The following is an 18,238-nucleotide window of genomic DNA, read 5'->3' as shown; positions in this document are numbered from 1 at the left end:
ATGATGGGCGGCGGGCTGCTCCTCAGGCGAGGGCCAGCCTGCCGTTTTTCAGCGCCACGCGCTTTTCACCACCGGCCGGCACCGCCACCGCCACCACGTCCTCGCCCAATCGCACCTGCCAGCGTCGCGGCTGCTTGCCGATGTTGCGCAAGGCGGCCTGCGCCAGCGTGCCGTCCTTCCAGGCCAGGTCCAGCCGGCCCTGGCCGCGCATCCGCACGCCGCGCAGGCTGCCGTGACCCCAGGTGCTGGGCAGGGCGGGCAACAGCTCAATGTTGTCGCTGATGCTTTGCACCAGCATTTCCACCATGCCCGCCGTGCCGCCGAAATTGCCGTCGATCTGGAAGGGCGGGTGGGCGTCGAACAGGTTGGGGTAGGTGCGGTCGGGTCCCAGCAGCAGCTTCAGGATGGCGTGCGCATGGTCGCCGTCGCCCAGGCGCGCCCACAGGTTCAGGCGCCAGCCCAGGCCCCAGCCGGTGGCGTCGTCCCCCCGGATCTCCAGCGTCCGGCGCGCGGCCTGGATCAGGTCCGGCGTGACGCGCCGGTTGATCTGGTCGCTGGGGTAGACAGCGTAGAGGTGGGAGACGTGGCGATGGTGAATCTCCGGCGCCTGCATGTCCCAGTCCTCCAGCCATTCCTGCAACTGGCCGGCGTGGCCGATGCGGTCGGGGGGCAGGCGGCCGCGCGCGGCCGTCACCCGGGCGCGGAAGTCGGCATCCTTGCCCAGGATTTCGCCGGCCTTGACGGTGATGGCGAACAGGTCGCGCAGGATCTGCCGGTCCATGGCCGGCCCGGCGCACAGCGAGGTGCCCAGGGGGTGCTCGTTTTCCGGCGACAGCGACGGGTTGGTGACCAGCCAGTCGCTGCCCGGCAGGACCATGAGCGTATCCAGGAAGAACTGCGAGGCGCCCTTCAGGATGGGGTAGATGTCGGCCAGGAAATCCGTGTCCCGGCCATAGTCGTAATGGTCCCACAGGTGGCGGCAGAGCCATGCGCCGCCCATGGGCCAGAGGCCCCATTTGGGGCCATCCGGCGGCCCCACCACCCGCCAGACGTCGGTATTGTGGTGGGCCATCCAGCCGCCGGCACCGTACATATCCCGCGCCGCCCGCGCGCCGGTTTCCGACAGGTCCTTCAGCATGCCCACCAGGGGCTGCACGCATTCACCCAGGTCCACCAGCTCCGCCGGCCAGTAGTTCATCTCGGTGTTGATGTTGATGGTCCACTTGGACTCCCAAGGCGGATCCACCTGCTCATTCCACAGGCCCTGCAGGTTGGCGGGCTGGCTGCCGGGGCGGGAACTGCTGATCAGCAGATAGCGGCCATAGTTGAAATAGAGGGCGGCCAGGGCCGGGTCGTCCTGCGGGGCGGCGGCGCGCACGCGCTCATCCGTGGGCAGGCCGGCGGCGGGCGTCGTCCCCAGGTCCAGGGCCACGCGGCGGTACAGGCGCTGATGCTCCGCCACATGGTCGGCCAGCAGCTGGGCATAGGGCTTGGCGGCCTGGGCCAGCGTGGCGGCCGTCAGGGCCGCCGGGTCGGCGCTGATGTCGTCGTAGCGCCTGTAGCCCGTGGCGGCGGTGATCAGCACCACGGCCTCATCGGCATGGTCGATGACGATGCCGTCGCTGCCGGCCCGCACGGTGCCGCCGCTGGCGATGACCTTCAGGCGCACGGCGAATTTCAGCCGCCCCTCGATGCCGAAGCGGCTGGGGCCGATGCCGGTCAGCAGCAGGCCGTCCGGGCCATCCGCCACCAAGGTGGCGTTCTGGGGCGTCAGCAGCGACAGGTTGGCGCTGACCAGCCCTGGCTCGTTGGCTGAGAGCCGGGTCACAATCACCTGGTCCGGTGCGCTGGCGAACACCTCACGCGTATGGGTGGACGACCAGGCGCCGCCGCCGCTGACCAGGCGCGTGGTGGTCACGGCGGTGTCCAGATCCAGCCGGCGGTGATAGTCGTGCACCGTGTCCAGGCTCTGGAACAGCAGCACGGCGTCGCCCAGCGGCTGATAGGGCATCTGCTTCAGGGGCTTGGCCATCAGCTTGGCGCCGGCCAGCACCTCCGCCTCTTTGTATTTGCCCTGGAAGATCAGCGCGCGCACCTGCGGCAGGTTGGCCTTGGCCTCCGGATTCACGTCGTCGTAAGGGCCGCCGGCGTAGAACGTGTCCTCGTTCAACTGCAGACGTTCCATGGAAATGCCGCCGAACACCATGGCCCCCAGCCGGCCGTTGCCCACGGGCAGGGCCTCCACCCACTGCGCCGCCGGCTGGTTGTACCAGAGTGTCTGGGCCGGATCCGGGGTGGGCAGGGGCGCTACCGGGGCGGCGGGCGGCACCTCCTGCGCCAGGGTGGGCCGCGCGGCGCCGGCCGACAGCAGGGCGGCGGCGCTGGCCATCAGGATTTCCCGGCGCGATATCGTGGACATGGGCAGGCGACCTTCCCCGTAGTGGATCGGCAATCAGGACAGGGGATCAGTATGCGGCGGGCCCGTCCGGCCGCCGGCCGCGCTGGGGCGCCCGTTTCCTCCGTCACCGGCGGTCAGCGCCGCCGTTGCCGGTGATCCTAATGTGACCGGTATCATGGGGCAAGGCGTGGCTCGCTTGCGGGGGCTGGATGATAGCGTTATCATCCTATTAATTCGCGCCCCTGGAAATCCGCCCATCCCGACGGGAATAGAGGTGGGACGGGCCCCCGCGAATCCACCTGTCCGGCACCAGGGAGGCCCGGGTCGGGTGGCGGCATCGGCTAGCGGCACCCAAGAAGACCCCGAGAAGAACAAGGAACATCCATGAAGCACCGCATGGCCCTTCTGGCGTCCGTGACGCCGGCCTTACTGCTTGCGGCCCTGGCACCGCTCCAGGTTTCGGCCCGGCAAACCTCAAATCCCCCGCAGAAGGCAGCCATCACCGTGACTGACAGCGCCCGCGGCGTCGCCCACCCTGAGCTGTGGCCGGCCGCCAAGAGCAAGGGCCTGGTGGACGCCAAGACCGAAGCCTTCGTGACCGGCCTGATGGCCAAGATGAGTGTGGAGGACAAGGTCGGCCAGATGATCCAGGCCGACATCTCCACCGTGACCCCGGCGGACCTGGCCAATTACCCCCTGGGCTCCATCCTGGCGGGGGGCGACAGCGCGCCGGCGGGCGGCGACGACCGCGCGGGCCCCGACAGGTGGGTGGAGACGGCGCGCGCCTTCCGCGCGGCCTCGCTGGTGGAACGGCCCGGGCACGTGGCCATCCCCATCATGTTCGGCATCGACGCCGTGCACGGCAACAACAACGTGGTCGGCGCCACGCTGTTCCCCCACAACTCCGCCCTGGGCGCTGCCCACGACCCCGCCCTGATCCGCCGCATCGGTGTCGCCACGGCGCAGGAGACGGCGGCGGCCGGCATCGACTGGGCCTTCGGTCCCACCCTGGCGGTACCGCAGGACCACCGCTGGGGCCGCACCTACGAAGGCTATTCCGAGGATGCCGAGATCGTCCGCCAGTACGCGGGTGAGATGGTGCTGGGCCTGCAGGGCCAGGCGGGTGCCGGCCAGGCGTTGCAGCACGGGCATGTCGCGGCCTCGGCCAAGCATTTTCTGGGCGACGGCGGCACCACCAACGGGGTGGACCAGGGCGACGCCGATGTCAGCGAACAGGATCTGATCCGCATCCACGCGGCGGGGTATCCGGCGGCGGTGGATGCCGGCATCATGACGGTGATGGCCAGCTTCTCCAGCTGGCAGGGTGCCAAGATGCACGGCAACAAGTCGCTGCTGACCGATGTGCTGAAGGGGCGCATGGGCTTCGACGGCTTCGTCGTCGGTGACTGGAACGGCCATGGCCAGGTGCCGGGCTGCACCGCGGATTCCTGCCCCGCCGCCGTCCTGGCCGGCCTGGACATGTTCATGGCCCCCAACGACTGGAAGGCGCTGTTCACCAACACCGTCGCCCAGGTGAAGGCGGGCGAGATTCCCATGGCGCGCATCGATGACGCCGTGCGCCGCATCCTGCGGGTCAAGGCCAAGCTTGGCCTGTTCGATCCCGCCCGCCCGTTCGAACTGAAGGAGGGCGTCATCGGCAATGCCGAGCACCGCGCCCTGGCGCGCGAGGCGGTGCGCAAGTCCTTGGTGCTGCTGAAGAACAACGGCCAGGTGCTGCCGCTGAAGGCCAAGTCCCACGTCCTGGTGGTGGGGGAGGCGGCGGACGAGATCGGCCGCCAGACCGGCGGCTGGACCCTCTCGTGGCAGGGCACCGGCAACAAGAACAGCGACTTCCCCGGCGCCACCTCCCTCTATGAAGGCATCCGTCAGGCGGTGGCCGCCGGCGGCGGCACCGTGGACCTCAGCGCTGACGGCAGCTACACCACCAGGCCGGACGTGGCCGTGGTGGTGTTCGGCGAGACGCCCTATGCCGAGTTCCAGGGCGACATCCCCAGCCTGGAGTTCCAGGCGGGCGACAAGCAGGATCTGGCGCTGCTGAAGAAGCTGAAGGCCCAGGGCATCCCGGTCGTTTCCGTCTTCCTGTCCGGCCGCCCGCTGTGGGTGAACCCGGAGATCAACGCGTCCGACGCCTTCGTGGCCGCCTGGTTCCCGGGATCGGAGGGCGGCGGCGTGGCCGACGTGCTGGTGGGCGACATGCAGGGCCGGCCGCGTTACGATTTCACCGGCAAGCTCTCCTACTCCTGGCCCAAGACGGCGGCGCAGGCGACGCTGAACCGGCTGCGCCAGCCCTACGATCCGCTGTTCGCCTACGGCTATGGCCTGCGCTATGCCGATGCCAAGCCCGCCACCGTGCCACAGTTGCCGGAAGTGTCGGGCGTGGACGCGGCGGCGGCCAATATCGACACCTATTTCGTGAAGGGCCGCAACCCCGCGCCGTGGAGCTTCGTGCTGCGCCAGGGGGCCACCAGCGTGCCCGTGCTGGGCGACGGCACGGCGACCGAGGTGGCGGGCGTCCTGGCGCTGAAGCCGGTGGACGCCGGTGGGATACAGGGCGCCGGCCGGCAGCTGAGCTGGACCGGCAAGGGGGAGGCCGCCATCGCCGTGACCGGCGGCAATGCCCTGGACCTGACGCGCCAGGCCAACGGCGCGCTGTCCTTGCAGGTGGACTATCGGGTGGATGAGGCACCGGCCGGCACCGTCTGGCTGGCCTCCGGCACCGGACCCGGCACGCCAGGTGTCCTGGACCTGACCGCCGTTCTAAAGGCCGCCCCCGTGGGCCAGTGGCAGACCCTGAAGGTCAAGCTGTCCTGCTTCAAACAGGCGGGGGCCGATCTGTCCCGGGTCACCACCCCCTTCGCGCTCAGCACCGGCGGCACCCTGCGCCTGTCGCTGGCCACCGTGCGGCTGTCCGCCGATCCGGCGGGCTCCATTTGTCCGGGCCATTGACGGGCAATTAAATTAAGATGTTTTATTAATTTGGATCCCGGCTGCGGGTCCGCATGGGAGGAACCTTGAGAATGAAGACACGTACCGCCATCGCCGCCCTGATGCTGGCCGGCCTGATGGCCGCCCCGGCGCTGGCCCCCCCTGCGCTGGCCGAGGACAACAAGCCGCCCAGTGCCGAGCAGGTGGCCAAGTGGCACCAGGAAGAGGAAGATCGCCTGCACAACGACTTCGCCTATCTCAACCGTTATGCTGCGGATAATGAGAAGCTGAAGCCAGGCTCGGTCCAGGTGGTGTTCATGGGCGACAGCATCACCCAGCTGTGGGTGGACAAGACGCCCGGCTTCTTCACGCCCGGCCGCGTGGGCCGGGGCATCAGCGGCCAGACCACGGCGCAGATGCTGCTGCGCTTCCGCCAGGACGTCATCGACCTGCACCCCAAGGTCGTGCACATCATGGCCGGCACGAACGACCTGGCCCAGAACTGGGGCCCGGTGTCGCCGCAACAGCTGAAGAACAACATCATGAGCATGGTGGAACTGGCCCAGAAGCACGGCATCACCGTGATCCTGGCCGGCATCCCGCCGGCGCTGGACTTCAAGTGGCACCACGGCCTGGACCCGGCGCCCAAGATCGCCGCGCACAATGCCTGGCTGAAGGACTACGCGGCCCAGGTGGGCGCCCTGTTCGTCGACTACAAGGACGTGGTGGGCGACGGCAAGGGCGACTTCAAGCCGGGTCTGGCCTCCGACGGCGTGCACCCGACCGAGGCGGGCTACGTGGCCATGGCGCCCTTGGCCGACAAGGTGGTGAAGGAAGCGCTGGCCAAGGCCAAGTAAACCTGCCGAACGTTGCCGGAAAGATGAACGCCCGGGACTGGCCGGTCCCGGGCGTTTTATTACAAGCTGGGCGCAGCCTTTCAGCGCGACAGAATCAGCTGGAGATTGCTGTCATGATCAAGCAGCAGCGCGCTTTCACCCCGCCAGACCAATGTCTCGGTCGCCTTCATCGCGTTCACGATGGCGAAGACCTGATGGGTCTTGCTTGCGTCACAGTCCCCCATGATAACGACTAGAGCCTGCAAAGAGACTTTATTGTCAGCGATCTGATAATGGCCGCCCGACGTGCCGCAACCAGCGTAGATATTCAAAGCGCCATCGGAATTGAAATGCACCGTCGGCCAAGCAAGATCGATGGTCTGACCAGCATTTGGTGGCGATGTGTACTCCCGTAGTTTGGGGACCGCCATGACGCCGCCGTCGAAGTAGGCGAGAATCCGCCATTGCCCTCCTGCCAACGCTGGCGCATCGACAGGCGCGCGGACTACCACCGGCGGCTTACCAGGGGCGGGTGGAGGTGGTACATCGTCCGCTCGGGCAATGCTTCCGCCGATCAGACCAATAAGCAGGGCAAACGAGGCCAAGGTTCGGGCGCGGCGCATTCAGCTTCTACGCTGCATCCGCCAACGCCGCCTTCGGGGCGTGGCGCAGGGGCAGGGACAGGGTGCGGAAGGTGGCGGCGCGCCAGACCCATTCCAGGGGGCCGTAACGGTAGTGGCGCAGCCACCAGTGGGCGACGGCGCATTGCAGGATGACGAAGGCGACGCCGCTGGCAACGCTGTAGAACGGGCCCATATAGCGGTAAAGCCCCAGGCCAAAGCCGTAGAACAGCGGCACGAAAACCAGGGCCTGGGTGATGTAGCAGGTCAGGCTCATGCGCCCGAAGGAGGCGAGCGCCCGCACCGGCGCCAGGGCTTGGATGCGGGGATACAGCAGGACGAAGCCGCTGGCCCAGATGGCCATCTGCGCTAGCCCGCAATGGGCGCTGGCCAGGTTCGTCACCTCATAGGCCGTCATGGCCGGCAGGCCGGCGCCCTCCGCCAGGCGCTTCAGGGGATAGAGCACGGCGAAGGCCAGCGCGCCGCTGGCCAGGACGCCCTGCAGCAGGCGGCGGTGCTGGGCGGCCCGCTCCAGGATGTGGTTGCGCCCCACCACCAGGCCCACCAGGAACAGGCCCATCATCTGCATATAGCGGCCGGTTTCGATGGTCCAGAAGGTGCGGGCCAGCACGCCCTGCCACAGGTTGGCCTTCACCACGTCCCAGAAGCCGCCGTTGGCGTAGATGGGCATCAGCCCCTCATACACCGTCCAGTGGAACGGGACGGCCGGTGTGGGGGCGGTGCCGCCCAGCAGGCCCGCCACCTGCCACAGGCTGGGGGGCTGGATCAGCAGCACGGCCGCCACGGCCAGCAGGGCCCGGTCGCCCAGGCGGTGCAGCAGCACCAGCGGCGCGCCCATGACCGCCAGGATGGTCAGGATGTCGCCGCAATAGATCAGGCCGTGCAGGTAGCCGATGGCGAACAGCACGGCCAGCCGCCAGAGGAAGCGCGCAGGCGCGCTGCCCGTCCGCCGCGACCAGCTGCCCAGGATCAGGGAGAAACTGATGCCGAACATCAGGGCGAAGATGCCGTAGGCCTTGCCGGCAAACAGGAAGAAGGCCGTGTCGTGGGCCGCCGTGTCGAACGGCTTCAGCCAGGCGGGGGGTATGGCCGCGTCGCTCAGGAAATCGAAATGCTCGATGGTGTGCAGCAGGAACAACCCCACCAGGGCCGTTCCCCGCAAGGCGTCGATGACGGTGATGCGGTCGCCCGATCCGCCGACACCCGATCCCGATGCACTCATTATCAAGCCATCCCGTTGTTCTTCTTACCCCCGGCTGGACATCTCCCCGGGGATGCCAGCGTTGTCATGCTGCCACCGGCCGGTCGGCGCGGCAATGCCGGTTGATGAACTCGGCGTGGGCGGGCAGGGCGTCGGCCATGCGCCGGATGGCCTCGCGGATGCGGGCCAGCCGGGCCGCCACTTCCGCCTCCGGCATGACGTCGGCCACCGGATCGTAGGAGTGCGGCTGGATGCCCTGGCCCAGGAACACCGCCACCCAGCTGGGCTCCGCGAACAGCTGTTCATCAAAGCGGGCGATGCGGCCCCGGGCGCGGAACAGGTCGATCTTGTGCCGCAGGCTGTCGGGGATCTCCATGGTGCGGCAGTAATTCCACAAGGGGGAATCGTCCCGTTCCACCGCATGGTAATGCAGGATCAGGAAATCGCGGATCTGCTCGTATTCGATGTTGGTCAGGCGGTTGTACTCATCCACCGTCGCCTGCTCGAACCCGTCGCGGGGCAGCAGCGAGACCATGCGGAACAGGCCGCTCTGCACCAGATGGATGCTGGTGGACTCCAAGGGCTCCATGAAGCCGGAGGCCAGGCCCAGGGAGATGCAGTTCTTGGTCCAGGAATTTTTGCGCCGCCCGGTGGTGAAGCGCAGCGGGCGCGGGTCGGCCAGGGGTTTGCCGTCCAGGTTGGCCAGCAAGGTGGCGGTCGCCTCGTCATCGCTGATGAAGCGGCTGCTGTAGACATGGCCGTTGCCGATGCGGTGCTGCAGCGGGATGCGCCACTGCCAGCCGGCCGCCCGCGCGGTGGAACGGGTGTAGGGCGTGATCGCCGCCACGCCCTCGCAGGGCACGGCCACCGCGCGGTCGCAGGGCAGCCAATGGGACCAGTCCTCGTAGGGTGCCTTCAGCGTCTCCCCGATCAGCAGGCCACGGAAGCCGGAGCAGTCGATGAACAGGTCCCCCGCCACGCGGGTGCCGTTGTCCAGCACCAGGCTGTCGATGAAGCCGTCGGGGCCGCGCTGCGTCACCTGGACGATCTTGCCCTCGGTGCGCTTCACGCCGTTGCGCTCGGCGATGCCACGCAGGTACCGGGCGTACAGGCCCGCGTCAAAGTGATAGGCGTAGGCGATGACGGGGCCGCCGGACCGCGTGTCCGGCGCCGGTGGCTGGAACTTGCCCATCCGCGCCGCGACGGTGGAGGGGGAATAATCGCCAATGTCGCTGGTGTCGCCCTTGGCCCGCTGGCGCAACCAGTAATGATGGAAGGACACGGCGTCGATGGCGTGGCCATGCGGCCCGAAGGGATGGAAATAGCGGTGGTTCAGCCGCGTCCAATCCACGAACTCGATGCCCAGCTTGAACGTCGCCTGGGTCTTGCGGACGAAGTCGATCTCGTCGATGCCCAGCAGATGGTTCAGGAACTGGATGGGGGGGATGGTGGCCTCCCCCACGCCGACGGTCCCAATCTCGGCCGATTCCACCAGGTCGATGGTGCCGTATTTGCCCTTCAGCACCCGAGCCAGGACGGCCGCCGCCATCCAGCCGGCGGTACCGCCGCCCACGATCACGATCCTGCGCCCGCAGCACCCATCCCCGTTCCGCATCGCCTCGGCCATGCCCCGCGCACTCCCCACATGATCTTGTCGTTGCCGCCCCAGCTTACGGCAGGGGTCGGCCTGAAAAAAGGAGGCCCCGCCTCTCCGGCCGCGACCAGCGCGACCGGGGAGAGACAGGGCCAGACAACGAGACTCCCCGGGAGAAAGCGTTACAGGGAGCCGCGGATGACGAAGGCGTAGCGCCGGTCGGCATCGACCCAGTTGTGGTAGGTCAGGTGGCCCGGATACCCGACCAGGATGCGGGTTTGCGCATCGGTCAGGTTGGCCGCTTCCACGCCCACCTTCAGATAGCTGTTGACGGTATAGAAAAAGGACGCATCCAGCTGACCGTAGTCGTCGGACCAGGCCGGGATGTTGATGTTGGCCGCCGAGGTGGTCAGCAGGTAGCGCTGGCGCCAGTTGTAGGCCAGCCGGAACTCAAACGGGCCCTTCTGATAGATACCCGCCAGGTTGTAGCTCCACTTAGACATGCCTTCCAGCGGCAGGCTGGTGTTGGTCGGCGCGGCGTTGGTCACCTGGGTGGCGTCGTAAGGGTTGGCCGCCGCGTTGCGGCCGCCCTCGCTCTGCACGAAGGTGACGTTGCCCTGGAAGCCCAGGCCGCTCAGGATGCCCGGCAGGAAATCATAGAACTGGGTGTAGCCGAACTCGAAGCCCTTAACGCTGCCTTGGCCGGCATTGTAGGGCTGAACCACCAGGACGTTCCGGGTCACGCCGTTGTTGGTGAACGCCACGTTCTGGGGCGACGTGGTGATGAAGTCGAACACGTCCTTGTTGAACACCGCGGCGGTGATGCTGCCCGTGGGGGCGAAGTACCACTCGATCGAGGTGTCGAACTGGTTGGACCGCATCGGCTTCAGGTTCGGGTTACCGGCATAGCCCGTCCACTGATAGACGCAGTTGCCCGTGGCGCCCGTTCCCAGGCTCTGGCAGTGGCCGCTGCTGTCCAGCAGGCCGGCGGTCGCGCCGATGTTCAAGGACGGCTGCAACTGCGAGAAGTCCGGACGAACGATGGACTGGGCGAAGGCGAAGCGCCACTGCAGGTCGTCCCGCAGCTTCAGGCGCAGGTTCACGCTGGGCAGCAGGTCGGTGTAGTTGCGACCGCCGCTGATAACCGTGCGGCCGCCATTGGCGAAGGCCAGGTCCGACGAGGGCGCGCCGTTGAGGTTGGTCACGGTCACGAAGTTGGCGTTGCCGGTGCCCTGGGCATCGGTGTTGACGACGCGGAAGCCGACATTGCCGTCAAACGGCTTGTTGCCGCCGAAGAACGGTACGTCATGTTCGAAACGCACCAGGGCATAACCGGCCGTGGTATCTTCCGTCTGGGTGTTCACGCCGGCGCCGCCGCCGTTGTAGCTGCTGTAGTCGCCGTTGAACGGAACCCAGTTGCCGAACGAGTCAGCCGCCGACAGCGCCTTCAGTTGGGCCGCGACCCCATTATAGAAGCCCTTGCTCAGTGAGGCGCTGGGGATGACGAACTGCGTCGGGACGGTCACGCCGCCGCGATAGAAGTTCTGCAGCGGCCACACGCTGGCCGACGACGCGCCGGGGGTGGTCTGGTTCAGCGTCTGGATGCCGTTGGCGCCCCAGCTCTGCACCACGCCGCCCCAGTTATAGTTGGTTTCGCGCGTGATGGACTTGCGGTCGGTGTGACGGATGCCGAAGCGGAAGGACTTCAGCCAATCGGCGTCGTCGAAGCTGTACTCGGCGTCCAGGCGCTCGGCCCACTCATGCGCCTCGTTGTTATTATGATAGTCCATCGCCGCGTTGTAGTAATAGTTCGCGGGATTGGAGATGAAGCTGTTGTTGGCCGGAATGTTGATGGTGGGCAAACCGCTGCCGTTCAGCGTCAGCGTCGCCGCCGGCAGGGGATTGGTCAGCGCCTCGAAAACTGTGAAGTCCAGCTGCTTGCTGGTGGCGTCGATGTACTGGGCGTCGCCGCTGATGTTCCAGTTCTTGGTCGGCGTCCACTTCATGTGCAAGGAATAGTCGGACGTGACCGATTCCTTGATGTCGTAGCGGCTGTCGATGACGTCGGGATTGTTGGTGGTGCCGCCCACGGTGTCGGCGATGGTGCCGGAGATGTAGTTGCCTTGGGCGTCGTACTTGAAGCTGGTGCCGGCGGCCGGGCCGTTGCCGGTGCCGGAATCCAGGCCGATGGCGTTCTCCAGCGATTCTTCCGTGGCTTCCGACCGGATGTACTGGGCCGTGAATTCCAGGTCGCCGCTGGGCCGCCACTGCAGGGCGCCGACGATGCCCTTGCGCTCCCGCGTGAACTCCAGGCTGCGATAACCGAAGCCGGTGGGGACATAGACGGTCTGGCCGGGCACCAGGTCGGTCCGCGCCTGGAAGGGATCGACCGACACGGTGTCGGTGCGGCTGGCGAACTTGCCGTCCGCCACATCGATCAGCACACCCACTTCGCCGATGCCGGTGTTCCAGCGATCGCTGTAGAGGGCGGAACCGGACGGCTTGCCCTTGCCCACCAGGTCGCCATAGCTGTAATCGGCGGAGTAGGCGAGGATGCGCTCTTCGCTGTCGAAGGGCAGGCGCGTGCGCAGGTTGATGGTGCCGCCGATCCCGCCTTCGACCAAATCGGCCGACGGGTTCTTGTAGACATCGACGCCGGCCATCAGTTCCGACGGGATGTCGGCGAAGCTCAGCGTGCGGCCGGACTTGGCCGAGAAGCTGTCGCGGCCGTTGAATTCACCGCGCACCCAGCTCAGGCCGCGGACCTGGACACCATCGCCTTCGACCGAGATGCGGTCGGCGTCGCGCGGGTCGGGCGTGCGCTGGATGGTGATGCCGGAGATGCGCTGCAGCGCCTCGGTCACGCTACGGTCGGGCAGGGCGCCGATGTCCGTCGCGGTGATGGAATCCACCATCTGTTCCGAGTTCTGCTTGATGGCCTGCGAGCTTTCGATGCTCTTGCGAAGGCCGGTGACGACGATTTCCTGCAAATCATCGCCCGCCGCCGGGGAGGCGGTTTGTGCATATGCGAAAGACGTGGCGCCGATCGCGCCAATGGTCAGCGCCGAAGCGCCCGCCAACATGAAATTACGATAGGAGCGATTGGAGCGTCGCATCGCGTTTCCCTTCCCTGATTTATATTATTCCACGGCAGAACCGCGGCTCTTTTTGCCAAGGCGCCGCTCTATGGCGTCGGCCTGTGGTCATATAAATCCATATGGGACTTCTGACGGGTATGCAACCAAAGAATGTTAGCGCTCCCATCAAAAATGGTAGCGGTCCTTTACACAATGTTTAGGAAGTCGCAGACTTGGACAATATCCAAACACTCCATAGCGTAGCGAATATTAAAAAAGTGTTTTTGAATCCTGTACATAGCAACCACCTCCGGTAGTCCACTCGCCACGGTGGCGCGGTGTTGCGGGGATGCCGCTATCGATGACAAAGACAGCGCGGTTTCGGACCCCATGCCCCACCGCCGCCGCTCCGCGGTCGCTACCACTGTAGGCCAGAGACTCAGGTCGTATTTTTCAGACCAGAGTCAAAAACCGCCGGAAGGGACCTCCGGCGGTTTTATCAGACATTGGGCGAAGGCGGGTTCGCGTGGGGGCGCTTAGCGGGACAGGCCGGCCATGCCGGAGGACAGGTTGGCCCGGCCTGAGGGGGCGCCCCCGAAGGGCGTGCGCGGGCGCAGGCCATGGCGGTAAATCTGCGTGATCAGGTCGCGGTGCCGGGGCAGGGCGGCCAGGGCCTGCTCCGTGCCGGCGCGGATGGCGGCGAACTGCTGACGCGCCTCATCCATGTGGCGGAAGGCGCCCGCCTGGGCGCTGAGATCGGTGTGGTAACCCATGCCATACAGCACGAACTGCCAGCTGGCCTCGCTGAAGGTGTCGAGGTTGAGGTCGAAGTCCAAGCCCTCCGGTGGGCGATGGCGCCAGCGGTCCAGCAAATCGTGCAGCGTGTCGGGCACGGTGGCCGCGTCGGCGTTGTCGCGCCAGAAGGCGGTATCGGTCCGCCGCGTCAGGCAATAGTGCAGCTTCAGGAAGTCCAGCGCCCGCTCATAGCGCTGACGCATGATGCGATTGAACTGCCGCGCCGCCGTGGTCATGTCGCCCGCCCAGGGGAACAGGCTGGTCAGCAGCACGGACGCCACTTCGATCAGGACGATACCGGTCGATTCCAGCGGCTCGAAGAAGCCGCTGGACAGACCGATGGCGACACAGTTGCGCACCCACGGTTCCGGGCGGTAACCGGCCTCGAAGCGGAAGGTGCGGGCCGTCTTGTCGGCGGCCGCCGGGCCGATGTAGTCGCGCAATACCTGCTCGGCCCGCGCGTCGTCGGTATGATCGGAGGAATAGACGTGGCCGATGCCGCGCCGCGTCTCCAGCCCAATGTCCCAGGTCCAGCCGGCCTCGTGCGCGGTGGAGATGGTGTAGGAGGGGATCGGGGCGTCCGGCTGGCCATAGGGCACCTGCAGCGCCACGGCGCGGTCGCAGAACAGCCACTTGCGGCAGGACTGGTAGGGGGACTTCAGCGCCTGGCCGATCAACTGGGCGCGGAAGCCGGTGCAATCGATGTAGAGGTCGGCCGTCAGGGTGCCGTTCTCGCGCGTGACCACGCCGGCGACGGCGCCCGTTTCGTCCAGGGGCACGGCGTCCACCGTGTCGACCACGTGGCGGACGCCCAGATCCGTGGCGACGACGCGCAGCAGGCGGGCGAACTTCACCGCGTCGAAATGATAGGCGTAGTTCAGGGGGGCCGCATAGTCGGCATCGCCGGAGCGCTTGGGCGCCAGGGCCGCGTCGGCCACCCGCTTCTGCATCGTCAGCGCTGTATCCAGCGGCATGCCGTCGCCGGTGGCACCCAGCAGCCAATAGGGTATCAGGTCCAGATCCTGCGGGCCGATGGCGGACTGGAAGGGATGAAAGTAGTGGTCACGCTCCCCGGACCCCGGGGCATGCTGCCAGTGATCGAAGCGGATGCCTTGCTTGAAGGTCGCCTCGCTCTCGCGCATGAACACCGATTCATCGATGCCGATGCGGCGCAAGGTGCGTTGGATGTTGGGGAAGGTGCCTTCGCCCACGCCCAGGATGCCGATGTCGGACGATTCCACCAGGGTGATGCGCGCGCCGCCCGGCTGGCCGATGGACAGCGTGCGGGCAAGGTAGGCCGCGGCCAGCCAGCCGGCGGTGCCGCCCCCGACGATGAGGACGTTCTTGACCGGCGCGCCTTTGGCGTGGGCGCCATCGGTGGGGGCCTCGGTGTCGGCCATGGCCATTCCTTCCCGTGGTGGTGTCAGCCCGTATGGAGCCCGGACCTTAACAAAGGGAAAACCCCCGGCCCATGACAGGCCGGGGGTTCGGTTACCGATGGAAGATCATCCGCGAGCGGAGGATCAATAGTTGAAGCGCAGCACGGCGGAGTAGCGACGGTCCGCAACGAACCAGCTGCGGCCGTATTGCTGGTTGCCGAAGCCCATCAGCGTCTTGGTCTCGCTGTTGGTCAGGTTCTGCGCTTCGATGGTCAGGGTGATGTGATCGTCGAAGCTGTAGGCGACCGAGGCGTCCAGCGTGCCGTAGTCATCCGCGAAGACGGGCAGGTTGTAGGTGACCGTCTGGCCGGCGGCATTGGTGTAGGTGCCGTTGGTGCCGTTGGCCGTCGGGGTCAGCAGGTACTTGCTGCGCCAGGTGTAGGCGAGGCGGGCCGAGATCGGGCCTTTCTCGTACATGCCGGTGATGTTGTAGTTGTAGCGCGAGAGCAGATCCACCGGCAGGCCGTTGATGCGGTTGCCCAGCATGTCATACGACAGGTCGCCGGGGCTCTTGCTGTAGATGTAGGTGAAGTTGGTGTCGATGCCCAGGCCATCGAACGGCGCCGGCAGGAAGTTGAAGAACTTCTGCAGGCCGATTTCAGCACCCTTCACATAAGCGGGCTGGGCGTTGAAGTAGCCGCTGACCGCCGCCGTCATGCTCTGCGTCACGCCGCCGGGCAGGGCGAAGGGGACATCGACCGAGGTCACGCCGTAGGAGATGTAGTCCTTGATCTGCTTGTAGAAGCCGGCGACGTGGAACTGGCCGCCGTCAGGCATGTACCACTCGGCCGAAACGTCCAGGTTGTTGGCCAGCTGCGGCTTCAGGTTCGGGTTACCCGAGGTTGCGGTGGCACCGGTGATGAGGTGATTGTTGTCGGTGGTCAGGCCGAGCGAACCCGAGGCGTTCAGGTTGCTGAAGCTGGGGTTGGTCATGTTCTGGTACGCGGCGAAGCGCAGATGCACCTCGTCGGTCGGCATGAACTGGATGTTGAACGAGGGCAGGGCGATCAGGCTGTTGTGACCGCCGCTGTTGGCGGTGAAACCGCCCGGCAGGATGCCCGAGGCGCCGTTGTAGAACACGGTGCCGGTCGGCTGCTGGATGAAGCCTTCGCTCGTGTTCTCGTTGTTGACGACACGGACGCCTAAGTTGCCGTTCATCTTCCAGCCGAACAGGTCGTCGTCACCGAACCGGGTCATGATATAGGCGGATTCGGTGCGGGTCTTGGTGTGCGACAGGGTGGAGGCGGTGTAGGTCACCGGCTGGGTGTTGTCTCCCGGCTCGCCATAGGCCTGGTGGATGGCGTTCAGGTTCGCCGGATAGCCTTCGGCCAGGGCCCACGACGGGAAGGCGGCGGCGCTGGGCAGGCCCGTGGCGCCGCGGAAGAAGTTGCTGAAGCCGCTGACGGTCACGTCGCCGGGGGCGGCGTTGCTCAGGTACTTGAAGGTGGACGGGTCGTTGAACGATGCCGTCAGGCCCACCCAGTTGTAGCCCGAGACATTGTCCTTCTCGGTCCGGTCGGCGAAGCGGGCGCCGACCTTGATGGCGCGCAGGAAGCTGGTGTCGGACACCTTGTACTCGGCATCACCCGACCACGACAGCTCGCGGCCGATGTGGTTTTCCAGGTGGTCCATGGTCGCGCCCCAGATGGTGCGCGACGGATCCGCGACCTGGGCCGGGTTGCTGACCTTGATGGACGGCAGGTCGCCGGTCAGGTCGATGGCGTAGCTGGGCACGGAGACCTGGGAGAACAGGTCGATGCGCTGCGTCTGCGACTGGGAAATGGCGTACTGGAAATCGGTGTTGATGGTCCAGTTCTGCGTCGGCGTCCACTTCATGCCCTGGGACAGGTCGGTGGTGACGTTGTGCTGGTTCGTCAGGCCAGGATTGGCGGAGGCCACGCTGCCGCCGGTTTCGGAGCCGATCTGCAGGGGATCGCCGGCGGTGGAACTGAGGTTGTTGGAGGTCAGCAGGCCGCCCGAGGGGCCGAAGGTGCTGGTGCTGCCCGGGCTCACCGTGACGGCGTTGCCGCCCGCGTTGTAGACGCCGGCCTCGGTCGACTTGCTCCAGTAATCCGAGCGGAAGCCCGTCTGGTAGAAGGTCAGGTCGGGGTTGGGCGACCACTGCAGGGCTTCATAGGCGCCCAGGCGCTTGCGGTCGAACTGGCCCGAGCGCCAGTCGAAGCCGCCGGGAACATAGACGTTCTTGCCGTTGAAGGTTTGCGGGAAATAGGGCTCGACCTGGATGGTGTCGTGGCGGGTGCTGATGTCGCTGTAGGCGACGTCGAACATGGCGCCGACCTCGCCGATGCTGGTCTGCCAGCGGTTGGCATACAGGACCGAGGCTTCGGGCTTGGTCTGCTGGATGAAGTCGCCGTAGTTCGCGCCGACGGACCCGCTGATGGTCTGCTTGTCGTAGTCGAACGGCATCTTGGTGCGCAGGTTGACCGAGCCGCCGATGCCGCCCTCGATGACGTCGGGCGTGCCGCTCTTGAGCACGTCGATGCCGGCCAGCAGTTCCGGCGGCACGTCCTCGAACAGCAGCGCGCGACCGCCGTTGGCGCTGAAGGCCTCACGGCCATTCAGGGTGCTGCTGACCTGGGACAGGCCGCGCACGGTCACGCCGGAGCCTTCCACCGAATAGTGGTCGGGGTCGCCCACGGCGGCGAAGTGGGTGATGGACACGCCGGGAACGCGCTGCAGCACTTCGGTCACGCTGTTGTCCGGCAGCTTGCCGGCGTCGTCGGCGGAGATGCTGTCCAGGATCTGGTCGGCGTTGGCCTTGCGCTTATTGGCATCGGACAGGGCGAAGCGCTGACCGGTGACGACGATCTCTTGCAGGTCGTCATCAGCCGCTGCGGCCTGGGCCCGCGCGACGGAGGCGGCGGTCAGGGCGCCGAGAACCAGCACGGACGCGCCGGCCAGCACAAAGGAACGATAGGAATTCTGGGGCCAACTCATGGCGTTTCCCTTCCCTGGATATCTTATTCTCGCGGGTCAATAAGGCCCGCGCGCGTTTTGGCCCGGAGTGCCGTTTTCATGCGTCACGCCGTAGTCATATAAATGCATATGGAGATTCATGCGGGCCTGCAACGAGAGAATGTTAGCGCTCCCATGAAAATTGGTAACGGTCCCTCCGCAGGCGTGGCGATTTTACGGATTTATCAGCAAAATCAATATGTTCAACTATAGGTATGTGTTGCGATAAGGGCACAGGCGCCCCTTTTAGAGGGGTTTTCGTCCCTTTCCCGCCCCTTTCGGGAGAGGGCGGGCGGGATGTGCGCCTGCCTGATTGCTCAACCCACCAACCCATG

At 66.4% G+C, this 18,238-nt stretch carries 9 protein-coding genes; 2 read left to right on the top strand and 7 right to left on the bottom strand.

Annotation, left to right across the window (positions count from 1 at the left end; translation table 11 throughout):
• Positions 1-22 precede the first annotated feature (22 nt).
• On the bottom strand, positions 23-2,419 hold the full coding sequence (locus tag FBZ89_RS02895) for a glycoside hydrolase family 95 protein (RefSeq protein WP_145748546.1): 2,397 nt from the start codon (positions 2,417-2,419) through the stop codon (positions 23-25).
• Positions 2,420-2,902: 483 nt separating this feature from the next.
• Here FBZ89_RS02895 and FBZ89_RS02890 point away from each other — a divergent pair, with 483 nt between their 5' ends.
• Positions 2,903-5,365: a glycoside hydrolase family 3 protein gene (locus FBZ89_RS02890; RefSeq protein ID WP_246172008.1), complete on the top strand. Its 2,463-nt coding sequence runs from the start codon at positions 2,903-2,905 to the stop codon at positions 5,363-5,365.
• A 71-nt stretch (positions 5,366-5,436) separates the two neighbouring features.
• Positions 5,437-6,201 carry an SGNH/GDSL hydrolase family protein gene (locus tag FBZ89_RS02885; protein WP_145748545.1) on the top strand — a complete coding sequence of 255 codons (765 nt, stop codon included), beginning with the start codon at positions 5,437-5,439 and terminating at the stop codon, positions 6,199-6,201.
• A gap of 80 nt (positions 6,202-6,281) precedes the next feature.
• Here FBZ89_RS02885 and FBZ89_RS02880 read toward each other — a convergent pair whose 3' ends face one another.
• The 6 genes from FBZ89_RS02880 to FBZ89_RS02855 form a co-directional block, all read right to left on the bottom strand.
• Positions 6,282-6,803: an META domain-containing protein gene (locus FBZ89_RS02880; protein ID WP_145748544.1), complete on the bottom strand. Its 522-nt coding sequence runs from the start codon at positions 6,801-6,803 to the stop codon at positions 6,282-6,284.
• A 7-nt stretch (positions 6,804-6,810) separates the two neighbouring features.
• A complete protein-coding gene (locus FBZ89_RS02875) occupies positions 6,811-8,043 on the bottom strand; it encodes a DUF418 domain-containing protein (RefSeq protein ID WP_145748543.1) in 1,233 nt (410 codons plus the stop codon).
• Positions 8,044-8,107: 64 nt separating this feature from the next.
• Positions 8,108-9,595: a tryptophan halogenase family protein gene (locus tag FBZ89_RS02870; protein WP_246172007.1), complete on the bottom strand. Its 1,488-nt coding sequence runs from the start codon at positions 9,593-9,595 to the stop codon at positions 8,108-8,110.
• A 203-nt stretch (positions 9,596-9,798) separates the two neighbouring features.
• Positions 9,799-12,732, bottom strand: coding sequence for a TonB-dependent receptor (locus tag FBZ89_RS02865; RefSeq protein WP_145748542.1), 2,934 nt, complete (start codon positions 12,730-12,732; stop codon positions 9,799-9,801).
• A 497-nt stretch (positions 12,733-13,229) separates the two neighbouring features.
• A complete protein-coding gene (locus FBZ89_RS02860; protein ID WP_145748541.1) occupies positions 13,230-14,888 on the bottom strand; it encodes a tryptophan halogenase family protein in 1,659 nt (552 codons plus the stop codon).
• A gap of 123 nt (positions 14,889-15,011) precedes the next feature.
• Positions 15,012-17,885 carry a TonB-dependent receptor gene (locus FBZ89_RS02855; protein ID WP_145748540.1) on the bottom strand — a complete coding sequence of 958 codons (2,874 nt, stop codon included), beginning with the start codon at positions 17,883-17,885 and terminating at the stop codon, positions 15,012-15,014.
• Between the last annotated feature and the right edge of the window lie 353 nt (positions 17,886-18,238).

It is taken from the genome of Nitrospirillum amazonense, from assembly GCF_007828045.1.
In the GTDB taxonomy this organism is placed as follows: Bacteria; Pseudomonadota; Alphaproteobacteria; order Azospirillales; family Azospirillaceae; genus Nitrospirillum; species Nitrospirillum amazonense_C.
This window is presented reverse-complemented; position numbering and strand designations above follow the sequence as displayed.

Bases quoted from the DNA above. Each gene is read 5' to 3' on its own strand.
- FBZ89_RS02895 (WP_145748546.1), bottom strand. From the start codon at position 2,419: ATGTCCACGATATCGCGCCGGGAAATCCTGATGGCCAGCGCCGCCGCC.
- FBZ89_RS02885 (WP_145748545.1), top strand. From the start codon at position 5,437: ATGAAGACACGTACCGCCATCGCCGCCCTGATGCTGGCCGGCCTGATG.
- FBZ89_RS02880 (WP_145748544.1), bottom strand. From the start codon at position 6,803: ATGCGCCGCGCCCGAACCTTGGCCTCGTTTGCCCTGCTTATTGGTCTG.
- FBZ89_RS02875 (WP_145748543.1), bottom strand. From the start codon at position 8,043: ATGAGTGCATCGGGATCGGGTGTCGGCGGATCGGGCGACCGCATCACC.
- FBZ89_RS02865 (WP_145748542.1), bottom strand. From the start codon at position 12,732: ATGCGACGCTCCAATCGCTCCTATCGTAATTTCATGTTGGCGGGCGCT.
- FBZ89_RS02860 (WP_145748541.1), bottom strand. From the start codon at position 14,888: ATGGCCGACACCGAGGCCCCCACCGATGGCGCCCACGCCAAAGGCGCG.
- FBZ89_RS02855 (WP_145748540.1), bottom strand. From the start codon at position 17,885: ATGAGTTGGCCCCAGAATTCCTATCGTTCCTTTGTGCTGGCCGGCGCG.